Below are 13045 nucleotides of genomic sequence, written 5' to 3' on the forward strand. Positions count from 1 at the left end.
GCCAATCAGCACGCTGATGTCGCCAGTGGTTTCGAGCACCAGCGCCTTCACTTCCGCAACCGACGAGGCATGCGATGAGCGACACGACGCGTGATTACCTTCTCAAATTCTGGTCGCTCATCGATGACATTCTGAATGCGATCCTGTTCCTGCTGATCGGCCTCGAGGTTGTCACGATCCACCTAGAGCCGGGCTCGATCGCGATCGGCGTTCTCGCCATTCCGTTACTGCTGGTTGCGCGGGCGCTGTCGGTGCTCGGACCGCTTGCTGCCATGCGGCCTTTGCTCGATCTTGGTCGGCTAGCTCCGCCGATCCTGATTTGGGGCGGCCTGCGCGGCGGCATCTCGGTCGCCCTTGCGCTTAGTCTCCCGTTTACCGAGGAGCGCAGCCTGCTCCTCACCGCCACTTATTTCGTCGTTCTGTTCGCCGTCATCGTGCAGGGCGGCACCATCGCGCGGGTCATCGAACATCGAAAGCAACGAGCCGCGGCCTAACCGGCCGAAGTGAACCTATGGCGCGGCCTCCCGTTGGCTCGACAAAGGAGCAGCGCAATGGATCAACACGCCGGCAAAGGAATGGGGTGGGGCCGTTTCGCGGCGATGATTGTCACGTCCACCGTCATCATGTTCTTCCTAATGTATCAGCTGGTCTACCGCTGGGAGGATGCTCTATTCAGCATGACGCGGCTGGTGTCGTCACTGGTGATGGGCTGCGTGATGACGGCCGTGATGCTGGCGTTCATGTGGTCGATGTACCGGCCGCAGGCATTCAAGATCGCTGTACTCGCCATTGCGATCGTCGGTGGCATCGGCCTGCTTGCTATTAACCGTTCGCAGGCGCTGATCGGCGATGTCGATTACATGAAGTCGATGATTCCGCATCATTCCATCGCCATCAACAATTCGCGGGAAGCCGACATTCGTGACCCGCGCGTGCGCTATCTTGCCGACCGCATCACCCGCGACCAGGTCAAGGAAATCGCCGAGATGAAATCGCTCATCGCCGATATCGAGCGCAGTGGACTGAGGGGCAACCGTCCCTTACCGGCCGCTGCTGCCGTACTGACACCTGCGGGAAGGAAAGAGGCGAACGATCTGCGAAGCGGCGACCTGCTCGAGCAGGAGCCGCTTTAGGGTTGATCGGCAACGCCCGGTCAGCGACGCTAGCTCCCCCACTCACCCAAAATCCGTTCTCCCGATGCGTCGGTAATCGCCACCCGGTCGATTTCCACGCCGATCAGGCAAAGCGGCCGCTCATTGATGAACGTGCCGTCGCATGCGACCGGCCCACCCGCTGTCAGTCGCGCCAGTCGGCCCGTGACCACGACGCGAAGTCCTTTGGAGAGATCAATCGCGTCCGGGGCGAGCTTGGTGACCACTGTGTAAGGTCGACCGTTGCGCCGGGCCGCCCGGCGCGAGCCGGGTTCGAACAGCTCCACGAGCGCAAGGGTCTGGCGAGCGGAAACGAGCGCTGTCTCGCTGTCGCCCGGGCTTGCGGTCTCGTCCAAAGAGGCCTGCACGGCTGTCTCATTGCCCTCAGCAGCGCCCGGAGCAGCGGCGCCCGCTTCGTTGAGCTGCGGTGTTACGGGGCACTCCCCACTGCGTAGCCAAGGTCGCTCGATCCAGAATCCCTCGGCCGCCTCGTAGTCGATTCCTTCTGCTGCCTTCCGCACTGGCGCGGCATCGGTCCATATGTTGGAGGTCACCCATACCCTTAGGGTTTCCGCCTCTGGATCGTAGCTCCAGCGCAGCGGGGCCTCGCTAGCGGCCGCGGCCGGTCCATCACAGCCGAACGGCAGCGTCACTGTAAACGGGCGGCCCACCAAGGCGTTGTCCTCTGGGGCAATTGCGACGCCCCGAGCATGCGCGTCGGCCGCCCTTGCCGCCACATCGATGAGGTCGGCGCGGGTAAGCGGCGTAAGAGTAGTGGGCTGTTCCGGTTGCACCGGTCGGGGCGCCGGAGGCGAAACCTCGTCGACCGTCTTCGTACCGGGACGCGCAATCAGTACCGCAGCGATCAGCAGCGCAAGAAACACGCCTCCTGCCAGGAGGGCTCGCCAATTCATAAGATCACGCTCATTCCGTTCGTAGCTGGTCCACATCCGACCCGGCGGCAACTGTCGCTTTCATTCATCTCTCCTTGCCACAACAGGCGTGCAGGCCGCAAAGCGGCTCTCGATGACGCCGGATCAACTCGTCACCCTCCTCGTGCTCGCGGCTGTTGTGGCGGCGCTGATCTGGGACAAGGTCCGATCGGATGTCGTCGCCCTTGCTGGCGCTGCGGTGCTCTTGTTCAGCGGCGTGGTGCGACCAAGCGAGGTTCAGGGAGCTTTCGCCAGCCCCGCGTTGATCGCGCTCGCGTCCCTATTTGTCATCGTTTACGCGATGGAACTGTCCGGTCTCCTGGACCGGATGATCGTTGCTGCGGTCGACTTGGGCCGAAAGCTTGGCGCGCTTGGATTATGGCTGACCATTAGTTTGTGCGGTACGGCCTCGGCCTTTCTCAACAACACGCCGATCGTTGTCCTTGCAGCACCGGTAATCAAGGAAAGCGCGGAAAAGCTAAATCTCGACCCCAAGCGCTTTCTGATGCCCCTGTCCTACATGTGCATCCTCGGCGGCTGCTGTACGCTTATCGGTACCTCGACCAATCTCCTCGTCGCCGACATGGCGCGGGTGTCCGGTCAGGCGACCTTCGGCCTCTTCGAAATCACCCCGGTGGGCCTCTGCATCGCCGCGGCAGGTGGTCTTTACCTCCTGCTGCTGAGCGGTCGGCTCATCCGGGCGACGAGCACCAGCGAGCCACCCCGCGACGATGCAGATCAGCTTATCGACATGTCGGGCGCCCAAGTCGGCGCGCCCGAAGTGTTTCGCCCGCATGTTGATCTCGATCGTCGCCGTGCGGCTCTATCGATGCTGGTCTTCCTCGGCGTTATCGCCGCGGCGGGCGTCGGCATCGCTCCTATCGCTGCGGCCGCCTTCGCGGGGGCGGTGTTGCTGATCTTGCTGCGCGTGATCAGCGCTGACGAAGCGTATCAGGGCCTGCGGCCCGAGATCCTGCTCCTCATCGCCGGCATGGTCGTACTTGGCATCGCGCTGGAGGAAAGCGGCCTTGCCAGCGCTGCGTCCGACGCCCTCGTATGGGCGTCAAAGCCGCTCGGACCTGTTCTCGCCCTCGCCCTGTTTTATGGTGCGACCCTGTTTCTGACCGAGGTGCTATCCAATGCCACGGTAGCCGTTCTTTTCACGCCCGTCGCAGTGGCGCTAGCAGAGAGTCTAGGTGTGAGCCCAAGACCCTTCTTGGTCGCCGTGATGATGGCGGCCAGCGCGGCCTTCGCGACGCCATTTGGCTATCAGACCAACGTCATCGTCTACCAGCTGGGCAAATACAGCTACATGGATTTCGTTCGCGTTGGCCTTCCGCTCAATCTCATCACTTGGGCAGCCGGAATGGCAGCCATCCTTACCTTCTTCCCCTTGTAGGCCGCTTATAATTCGGATCATCCGCCGGGCGACCCTGCTACACGCCCACTTAGCCAAGACAAGGCGTAACCCGGCGGATGGCGCTACTTCTGCGCTTGAGCCGAAAGCGCTTGGAGTTCGGCCGCGCTGACCCCGAGGATGGCGCCTTTTGGCCCCGGCGCGATGCCGTTGCGAGGAATGCGGATCAGCGATCCCGAGGTAAGCTTGATGGTCACGGTCGCGTCATCGATCGCTTCAATCGTGCCGGCAAGCGTCCCGGCTTGGCCGTAGACTGAAGTTCCGGCGACGAGCCTGGCATTAGCCTCGGCGATTGCCTGCTCAGTCTGCGCGTTCAATTGCGCCTGAGATAGTGCGAACAACAGCTTGCCCTCGTTAGGTGTGAAGGACGTGACTGGGAGGAGTACCTCGTGTTTGTCAGTTTTCACAATCAGTTCCTGCCCCTTGACGCTCGAGACCGTTCCGACGGTTGCTCCGCTAGGGTCGACGACCATCATACCCGGAACGATGGCTGGCGGCGTCTGGACAACTCCCAGTGCGGGGCTCGATGCGAGCATGGCGGCGTAGATGAGAACATGCTTGGCTTTGTGGGTGGGCATAACTGCCGAAGCTCCCGATCTGTTATGTGTACGACAGTAACGCAGAGAGGGAGTTGAAGTTCTGTGTGCGCTCGTGAATGAACGTCCGGTCAGCCTAGCTTTCCGCGAGGACCGGAAAGTCCGAGTACGGCCACTTGCAGCCGATAGGCCGGCTCCCTTAAGCGTCCGATCGTGGTGGAAAGCGGACCTTCTGCTTTCGGGTCAGCACGGCCTGATCTCCGACGTTCGTTCAGCTACCTACAACGATTCGCGCCGAGCCATTGCGGAGCTATACTGCTCATCGGTTAGACGTCCTTTAGCTTGCGAGCCATCGCTGCGGCAGCAGTCTTCATTTCCGCGAACAAGGGAGTGAGCTCGAGTTCCCAAACGAGGCCCGTCTCTGACCCTTCTCCTATGCCTTCGAGAACGGCTTCCGCGAACGAGTCAACGTCGGCCGGAGTTGCGAGGCCACTATTCACAAGCACTCGGAGATTGTGGATCGATCCCCAAAGGGCAGCAAGTGCGAGAGCTTCTGAGTTCTCCATTCCATTGAAGATGATCAAGCCTTGCGGCGGCGCAAGAGAAATCCTTCGCTTTTTACGACTCGCTTCGAAGGAGTAGCATGCATTCCAGCAGGAGGTGGTGCATGCCAGACCTTCCCTCGATGTCGAATGTGGTTCGGTGCGCGATCTACACGCGCAAGAGTACAGAGAGCCCGACAGGCCAGGAGATGACGTCTCTCGCCGGTCAACGGGCGGTGTGTTCCGCTTACATCAAGTGCCAAGCACACAAGGGCTGGGTCGAGTTGCCACAGTACTATGATGATGAGGGGTTCTCCGGTGGTAATCTGGAACGGCCGGCACTCCATCGGCTTCTCACTGATGCTCGAGAAGGGCGCATAGATGCTATCGTATTTTACAAAATCGACCGGTTCACTCGATCACTAGCTGATTTCGTCCGTTTGATGGATGCGTTTCAGCACTTCGACATCTCCTTCATTAGCGTAACGCAGTCCTTCGACACGTCAGACAGCATGGGGAGGATGGTGCTGAACATCCTTCTCACCTTCGCGCAGTTTGAGCGCGAGATGATGGGAGATCGCATTCGCGACAAGAAAAACACGATGCGTCGGAGCGGCCTTTTCATCGGTGGCTTGGCACCGATTGGCTATGTCTCGAAGAAGGGACGCTTAGAGAAAATTCCCCGCGAGGCTGAACTGGTCCAGGCCGCCTTTGATCGCTTCGACGATTACCCGAGTGTTGCAGGCTTGCTGAGAGCGCTTGATCAAGAGGGAATGGGCAAGCTTGTCTCTCCCTTCCGGTTCAAGACAAAACGTCGGCGGCCCCTCTGGTACGGTGGTTCGGCTCAGAAGATGTTCCGCAACCCAATATACGCCGGTTATCAATACGTGGATGGGGAGTTGGTCAGGGCGAGCCATGAGCCCTACATCTCGCTTGAGCGATGGGAACAATTACAAGTTGTCCTTGCAACGCGTACCAAGAAGAGCGGGAAGGTAGACTACAGCGTGCACCCTCTCGCGGGTCTTATTTTCGATGAGACCGACAGGCTTCTCGCGCCACGGATGCGGGGCAGCAAGCGATGGCCTCAGCGCTATTATGAGACGGTCAGCAGGCAATTGCGAAAAGGACAAAGGCGTGACCGCGTTCGCATCAGGGGCGCTGAGGTTGATGGAGTGGTTATTGGTGCACTCGTGGCGTTTCTTCGGGATACCGAGAAGCTTCGACACGCTGTCTGCCGTGCGTATGGTGATCCGCATCTCGCGTATGAGATGCAGCGCTTAGGTCCCATCGCGGCGGACAGGATCGCAGCCGCAGGAGGACTAGAGCTCCGGCAGATCTTCGAAGGGCTGGTCGGCCGGGTCGAGGTAGCTAAATCAGAGGTCCGTATCTGGGTGAGCCTGCGCGTCCTAGATGCATACCTTAACTGGAATGGCATAGGGTTGTTCAACACGGTCCCAGAACTCTCCAGATCACAAAACGACCTGCACCTTCTACGGGTAGACACGATCTTGGGTCCGCACCGGGTTAAGTTGGGCCTACCTTATGAGCACAGGCCCGGTGAGTGTCTCAACAAGCGCCTTGTGACGCTCTTGCACAAGGCTGCGCAAGCGGAAGTCAGCTTTCTGGAAGACGTCACGCGAGACTTGGACAAGCATGCGCAGTTGCTCAAACTCACTCCCAGCAAGTTCTCAAGACTGTTGCGGCTCAACTATCTGGCACCTGATATCAAGGCAGCGATTATGGACGGGCGTCAGCCTTCTGACCTCACCGAGTGGAAGCTTTTGTATTCGCCTCTACCTGCGGATTGGCATCAGCAGCGAGCCATTTTGGGCTTTCCTACGCCGCCCACAGACAAGACATACCTTTCGGTGCGTTCAACTGCTTCTGCTGCGACTGCCTAATGGCAGAGGCCTTACCTCATTTCATCGAGGAGCCCCTAAGCAGGGTTCGGTGGCTCGGGCATCATATGAAGTGGATGGAAGCCCAGCTGCCTACGCTGCAGCGCCCGATCGAGCGGAAGATCCTGCTTCATCAGCACCTTGCGAGTAAGTCGAGCTGCCGACGTCCATCGACTATCGCGGCGATAATATCCGGTGCCAGATAATTGAGACGGATCAGGCGCGAGAAGTGTAGGGGCTTCTTGCCTACCGACCACGCAGGCTCCGCCACGGAAAGGTCGCGATGTCGGTAGAGAAGCCCCTGCGCCTTGCACACGTGGTCCATAAATGCTGTGAGTTGCTCGTCTGGGCAAGACGGTTCGTTGCACGGCGACACAGGCAGAGATGTTTCTCGTCGCTGACGATATTGGAGACGATCGGCTCGTGAAAGACCCGGGAACCGCTCGCCACGGTGCGTCACCTCACCAATGTAAGCAGGGTTCTGCAGAAGGTGGTGCAGCGAAGTGAGGCTGATGGGTGTTCCTCCGACACGGCTGCCATCAGCCTGCCGCCCTATGCTGCGACGGTGCTCGCCGGCCATAAGAGCCTTATACACGGCTGAGATGCTCTACTAATTTGCGTACGTCTCGAAATGCAGCTGACTGCCAATACTTCGGCCGGATCGTGAATTAGCCGACTACGCCTGAGGCAGAAGCCAAGAGGCGGATTTCCGCCAGCCCACCGCCCACTTTGCTTCATCACCATCCTCTTGTCGCGCATTCGAGGCGGCAATTCATGCTCGAACTGTGCGAACGTCAGCAGCACGTTACGAATCAGGCGGCCCATGCTGTCGGTGGTGTCGAAAATTTTGTGTGATAGATACGAAGACAACCCCCGAAGCGCTCAAAAAATTGATCAATCGAACGAAATCGAGCAACGGGCGCGTTATGCGGTCAAGCTTTTAGACCATCCGACGTCGACCAAGCCTTTTTCGATGTCAGTCAGGCCTTCCGCCGGATAGCTCCGAAGGTGAAGCGAACCTGCCGCCAGCTTCGTTGCCTAAGCTCCATTGGACGGTGGCAGCGACCCGCTCCCCCTTCGCTATGACCAGCGTGATCAGGTCGCCCACAAACAGGTCGTCTTGGTGCTCAAGTCGAAACCCAGCCGACGATAGATCCCTTATGATCACGCTTGTCTCATGTCCGTCCGCGGCAATCATCACCGCCGGCAAGTTGACTGCGATGCGGTTAGCTCTCGGCGCCACAGGAGAATGGAGAACGTCGCGCTTTGCATAACAGGACGGTCCAGCTTGCCGCTCACGACCAAGCGCAGCGAAGGATAGCTTGCGGTGGACCATTTGCCGTCAGCGTGAGCCGCTAGTCATTTCGGTGAACTGGAGACCCGCACGCCCGCCGATGGACCAGCGAACCTGCGCAGCACGAGTGCCGATCTTCGGAAGCATGACAATGAGGTGCTCACCGATACTGAGCTCGCCCATAAGGGAGCAACCTTGATCCGAGACGTCCTCAAAAGTGGCTGGTTCTACATTACGACCAGGACGCCGCAGAAAGCCTATTAGGTGCTTGCCTTGACGATCCGGTCTGCTTTGGAATCCCTCGATGCTCACGGTCCTGCTCCACACCACGCGAAGTCACTTTCCTGGTCAATAACGTAGGATAGTTGCTGCGAAGTAAATGACGCTACCCTAAACACGATTGAGAGAGGCACCGTCCGCTCTTCACTCTGCTTAGGCCTAAGGGTGAGAATGCCTTTTCAGACGCTTTCAGATCCTCGTCCGCAGGTTCGATCTGCGATCCAGCTCAGCGCTAAGAGGGCTGGTACCCAGAAGGGAAAGATGCCGTAGAGGGTGTCAGTCACGGAATTTGAGTGACCGTCTATGATCATAAATGTGTTTGCGCAGAATGCGGTAGTTGCCGCAGTCAGCAACCATCCAACCGGCGACACTGGCACGAATGCAATTCCAAAGGGTTTGAACCACCGCATTGCGCTCTCTCCTCGCATTGGGAGAGGATTGCCGCTGAGAGATGCGTATTGTCATGACGGTTGGCTGAGCAATTTCTGATCCTCGCTTACGTCAGATTTCGACCCATTGCGGACAGTCGAGTTTGCCGCTCGGCGTCAAGAAAAATGGGATCGGACGTCAGGGTAACAGCATCGGACCGAGCATGTTCAGCCAGACGATCAGGCCCACAACCCCTCCGATCATTGGTCCGACGTTCATTCGCCACGGTCGTCCGCGCAGTGCACAAGCAAGGGCGCAGGTCAGGATCGCCGTGTAGCCGATCAATGCAACGTCACCGGGCAGGTGAACAAGCCTTGCAGCAAGGTCCTCGTCAAACGTCGTTGGCGGGTTTACCGCGCCGACAAGTCGTCGCAGATTTCCAGCGGCGCTGGGGGCCGCTCTAGGTCTACAGCTTTTGTCGTTTCATCGGATCGACCTTCATCTTCTTGCCGGTTTTTTCCCAACCAAGGATTGTGTGGCCGCGATCGGTCAGGCAGCCGGCCATGACCCTCTGAATCGCTTTCTCCTTCTTGCTGCGCTTTGCCTTCGCCATCATCCAGGCACCGCCTACTGCCGCAAAGGGTAGCAGCGCGACTGTCGCGCTTGCCACCGCCATGCCGCCATATAAGCCAGCGCTGCTTGCTAAAGCGGCACCACCGACAGCGGTGGCTGCGCCGGCCGCTGCCCCGGCTCCGGCCGAAGCCAGTTTGCCGCTGCTGTCTAGCTTTCCGGCTACCAGCAAATCCCGGCATTCGCGCACATCAGCGTCGAACTTGGCCTGGTTTACCGTGGACGGCGTTGCCGACATGTAAGGCCGAAATTCACGAGGCCGGGACGAGCAAGCTCCGACCACCAACGCCATCGCTACCGTCACACTGACACTTCTGCGCATAATGCCCCCCCAAATCCCCCGAACAGAAGCAGACGCTCAGACCCTTCTGGGTTCATGTCAACTGAACGAGATTGGCTCCGCAGATGAATCACATTGCATAGCGGCCCAAGCTTGAATCTCCCCGAGCCTCCCGATGTGCGATTTCGACCCATTGCGGACATTCGGTTGGATGGATGGTGGGGGCCGATACGGCGGGCTAAGACAACGGAATGCATCGCAGTCGTCTCGTGGCAGCAAGCGGTATGGCAATTGGCGGCTTCTGGCTTGCCATTTTGGGCCTGTTTGCAGGTTGGTGGGGAGCTTGGGGCGGGTGGGCTCTCGCTGTCACGGGGCTGCTTATGTGCGCCGTCCAGTGGACGCTCGCCTACACCCAGCGCTGCCCCTCTTGCGACAAGTCAATCTATATCAAGGAGAACCTGCCTCTAGAAACGGCCGGTGGCTGCCTCACGATGGGGCTCAGGGCGCTTCCAGAGGCCCGCTGTTCACGGTGCCAGACCCGATTAGACTGATGTTCTCTTCTCACTCACTGCGCACTTTACGGACCTCTTAAACCGGCCTTGAGTATCGACCTTGCCCTAGTCCGCTTAAGATGTAGCCTGATGTCATGGGGGACAGCACAGCACGCATCGATGCGTTCACGGATTCGGAGTTCGCCTTCGCCGTCACTCTTTTTGTGATCGGGGGGAGCGAAGCACCAAAGAACCTCGAGCAACTTTCGCGCGCCCTTTCCGACATCCCTGCATTTGCATTCGCTTTCGCCGTAATTGCCTTGTTCTGGCTCGGGCATGTTCGCTGGCGGAAGCTCAGGGGTTCAGGAGATCGTAGATCCTTGGCACTGACGTTGTTGCTCGTCTTCCTCGTGCTCATCCACGTTCAGCCGCTGCGAAGCATGGCGGCGGTCACAAGCGTCGGGATCTCAGGCGGGGGCTTGGCTTCAGAGGGAGCTTACCAGCTCTTTTCGCAATTTATGGCAGCGGTTTCGCTTTGATGGCCACCATCATGGCGGCCTTGTTCCACGACGTTCTGCGTGAGCTGCTAACGGGAACAATCAAGTCTAAGGCTGTTGGAGAGCGGGGAACCTGGTCGACACTCGCTGATACCGGAGCGGTGTCCCTTGCTGTTTCGTTTACTCGATATGGTGTTTGGGCTGCTATGGCCTACACCACCTTGCCCCTGACAATTGGCTTGTTCGCCTGGCGACACAGTTGGGAACGCCCCCGCTAAAACCGGTCTGATGAAGTAGTTGGCGAGCTCAGCTTTGCATCTGAGGAGGTGTGAAGCAGATCGTCGCCTTCCTGCAACTTTCAGCGTTTTCTAGGATGAGCGAGTGTCTGCTTTCGACCCATTGCGGACATTAGCTAGCTTGGCACGCGAAGGTCTGGTAGCAGAGTTCTAACGCCCGCTTTTCTTGGCTTTGCTCGCGCAAGGTGACCCTCGCGAGGGCTCCTACTCATAGCCTTGCGGAGCAGCGCGTGCAGTCATCATTGCTTATCCTCCTGACTGAGGACGAGGCCCTTGTCTCGGTATCAGTCCAAGACGCGCTTGAGGATGCTGGCTTCTCGGTAAGGCCGGTGATGAGCGGCGAAGAAGCGATAGCAATGCTGGACGCGGAGCATGCCGACTTCAGTGGCCTCATTACGGACATTCGTCTTGACAGCGAGGTTGATGGCTGGGAAGTCGCGCGCCACGCCCGAGAACTCATCCCCGATGTGCCTGTCGTCTACATGTCCGGAGACAGTGCTCACGAACATACGAGCAAGGGCGTCCCGCAAAGCGTGATGCTCCAGAAGCCGTTCGCGTTCGCGCAGGTCATAACGGCCATTTCAACACTCCTGAACTCTGCCACGCCACAGTAGGCGCGCGCCCGCTTTCCACCCATATCAGACGTTCGCCCGCTGAGTTGCTCGCGGGGCATCGGTCCGTGACCGCCGCTGGTTCGCTCGGGCTTCGTGGCGGCTGATACGGTCGAGATCGCGTCTGACCTTCAGAGCGCCGTAGATCGCGTTCACAGCCGCATTTACGCCCGACCAACGGTCGTACTCCCTTTCGCAGCCTAAAGCCTCCCAGAAGCTCTCAAATGGCCAGCGAGGCAGGTCTTGATCCGGCCGGCTGCAATGCAGAAGCCAAGCAAGGGCAAGCGCCAAGCCTCTAGTACGCTCAACAGGGGTGACGTGGGAGGCGGCGGCGGCCTCCTCGACCGCATCCAACGCCAGAGCTTCGAGCTGAGCAGGTCCGAGTCGGCGCATGCAGGCTGAAGAACAAACGGGGTACGATCGTGCAAGAGGCTTCCTTGACCGAGCTTCAGTTCGAGGCTTTCGGACAGCTCCAGCGCATCATCTACCTCGACGCCCAAGTATCGCACAGTGCTCTCCAGCTTGGTGTGGCCAAGCAGGAGCTGGCAGGCGCGAAGGTTGCCGGTCTTCTTGTAGAGCAAGGACACTTTCGTGCGGCGCATACTATGAGTGCCATAGGCAGCCGGATCGAGGCCGATTAAAGCTACCCACTTGTCCACCAGCCGAGCATACTGCCGCGTGCTCAGATGAGCGCCAGCCTTGCTGCGGCTGGGAAAGAGCCAGTCACCGTGCGCCTGCCGCTTATGCGTGAGCCAAGCTGCGATCGAGCGTCGAACTTGTTCCGTCACCTCGAACTGAACAGGTCGGCCGGTTTTGCGCTGAAGGATCATCACGCGGGATCGCACGCCAGAGGCCGAAACGAGGTCGGAGACCTTTAAAGCCACCAAGTCACAGCCGCGCAGTTTGCTATCGAGTGCCAAGTCGAACAGTGCCAGGTCTCTCGCCTTCAATGCCACCTGCAAGCGAATGCGGATGCCCTAAACATGCACCGGCTTGAGCGCCAGTTTAGCGCCAGTGGCCTTACGGCTGGGAGCCGGCCGAGCAGGCAGTGGTAGTGACAGGTTGAGCATGTGAGCCTCCAGCGATTGCTAAAGGAGCTACGGTCAGAGCGTCGCGAGTGTCCGATATGGGTGGACAGCGGACGATCGGTAGCACCTACTTAGCAACAGAACCGTGGCAGCTTATTGGTCGAGTCTCAGATTCGATCTGGCGCAGGAAAAGACACAACATTGGTTGCCTCAGGCCGCTCAGCCGCTTCCTTGAAGGCTTGAGCTAGTCGTTCATGTGCTGCGGCAGCTGCCTCATTTACGGCTGCTGCTGCCTTCTCTACCTCTTCCTGATGGCGACGAAGGCAGTACTCGCGGTCCATAGCCGCTCCTCTGTTGCAAGCGGGAGCGCGGGGAGTCTCTCAGCGGGACGGAAGCTTGCGGTAGTCATCGTCCAGTGTCGGCACTCTTAGCCTTGCATTCGTGCAATGCCAAGGCCGAACTACCTCTCACGCGTCTGGTTATTGCCGCCAATACACTGAGAACGGACCGCTGGCGATCGACGCTCAATCAAGTCGCGTCGTTAACTCATCTCAATTAACTGGCTACGACCAGTGATTTACTAGGGGTACGGCCTTATTCTACCGCAGAAGGGTCCCTTGTTCGCCAGTACTCACGATCGGCATCATCGATAGCTGCTATCAGCTCCCCGAAACACGGGGTCATCTCGACTGGCCATGCTCTTGCGAAGGCGGGCCCCAACGAAGTCAGCTCGCTGCGAGTGAGCAGCGCTACGGCGACAATCGCCTCATCTTCCTCGTCTCTGGTCAATCATG

Annotated in this window: 11 protein-coding genes; 6 read left to right on the forward strand and 5 right to left on the reverse strand. The window is 59.0% G+C overall.

Going from position 1 to position 13045, the window contains the following annotated elements:
• Nucleotides 1–74: 74 nt before the first annotated feature.
• Nucleotides 75–494 (forward strand): cation:proton antiporter domain-containing protein, encoded by a 420-nt coding sequence (locus ABD729_RS07140; RefSeq protein WP_344709466.1) that lies wholly within the window; start codon nucleotides 75–77, stop codon nucleotides 492–494.
• Between the two features lie 57 nt (nucleotides 495–551).
• Nucleotides 552–1133: a DUF305 domain-containing protein gene (locus tag ABD729_RS07145; RefSeq protein WP_344709467.1), complete on the forward strand. Its 582-nt coding sequence runs from the start codon at nucleotides 552–554 to the stop codon at nucleotides 1131–1133.
• A gap of 29 nt (nucleotides 1134–1162) precedes the next feature.
• Here ABD729_RS07145 and ABD729_RS07150 read toward each other — a convergent pair whose 3' ends face one another.
• Nucleotides 1163–2035, reverse strand: coding sequence for a hypothetical protein (locus ABD729_RS07150; RefSeq protein WP_344709468.1), 873 nt, complete (start codon nucleotides 2033–2035; stop codon nucleotides 1163–1165).
• Nucleotides 2036–2177: 142 nt separating this feature from the next.
• On the opposite strand from ABD729_RS07150, the gene ABD729_RS07155 reads away from it, so the two are divergent.
• A complete protein-coding gene (locus tag ABD729_RS07155; RefSeq protein WP_344709469.1) occupies nucleotides 2178–3482 on the forward strand; it encodes an SLC13 family permease in 1305 nt (434 codons plus the stop codon).
• 83 nt (nucleotides 3483–3565) lie between these two features.
• On the opposite strand, the gene ABD729_RS07160 is transcribed toward ABD729_RS07155, so the two are convergent.
• Nucleotides 3566–4078, reverse strand: a complete 513-nt coding sequence (locus ABD729_RS07160; protein ID WP_344709470.1) for a hypothetical protein — start codon at nucleotides 4076–4078, stop codon at nucleotides 3566–3568.
• Between the two features lie 625 nt (nucleotides 4079–4703).
• Between ABD729_RS07160 and ABD729_RS07165 the strand changes: the two genes are divergently transcribed.
• Nucleotides 4704–6479, forward strand: coding sequence for a recombinase family protein (locus ABD729_RS07165; RefSeq protein WP_344709471.1), 1776 nt, complete (start codon nucleotides 4704–4706; stop codon nucleotides 6477–6479).
• A gap of 973 nt (nucleotides 6480–7452) precedes the next feature.
• Here ABD729_RS07165 and ABD729_RS13850 read toward each other — a convergent pair.
• Entirely contained in the window at nucleotides 7453–7812 is a 360-nt protein-coding gene (locus ABD729_RS13850; protein WP_425564857.1) for a PilZ domain-containing protein, read from the reverse strand.
• Between the two features lie 1072 nt (nucleotides 7813–8884).
• On the reverse strand, nucleotides 8885–9286 hold the full coding sequence (locus ABD729_RS07170) for a hypothetical protein (RefSeq protein ID WP_344709472.1): 402 nt from the start codon (nucleotides 9284–9286) through the stop codon (nucleotides 8885–8887).
• Nucleotides 9287–9974: 688 nt separating this feature from the next.
• Between ABD729_RS07170 and ABD729_RS07175 the strand changes: the two genes are divergently transcribed.
• Both ABD729_RS07175 and ABD729_RS07180 read left to right on the forward strand, forming a co-directional pair.
• The gene (locus ABD729_RS07175) at nucleotides 9975–10358 is read left to right on the forward strand and encodes a TMEM175 family protein (protein WP_344709473.1); all 384 of its coding nucleotides are present in this window, start codon (nucleotides 9975–9977) and stop codon (nucleotides 10356–10358) included.
• 439 nt (nucleotides 10359–10797) lie between these two features.
• A complete protein-coding gene (locus ABD729_RS07180; RefSeq protein ID WP_344709474.1) occupies nucleotides 10798–11226 on the forward strand; it encodes a response regulator in 429 nt (142 codons plus the stop codon).
• A 197-nt stretch (nucleotides 11227–11423) separates the two neighbouring features.
• Here ABD729_RS07180 and ABD729_RS07185 read toward each other — a convergent pair whose 3' ends face one another.
• Nucleotides 11424–12179 (reverse strand): tyrosine-type recombinase/integrase, encoded by a 756-nt coding sequence (locus ABD729_RS07185; protein ID WP_344709651.1) that lies wholly within the window; start codon nucleotides 12177–12179, stop codon nucleotides 11424–11426.
• Between the last annotated feature and the right edge of the window lie 866 nt (nucleotides 12180–13045).

The organism is Sphingomonas humi (genome assembly GCF_039536725.1).
In the GTDB taxonomy this organism is placed as follows: domain Bacteria; phylum Pseudomonadota; class Alphaproteobacteria; order Sphingomonadales; family Sphingomonadaceae; genus Sphingomicrobium; species Sphingomicrobium humi.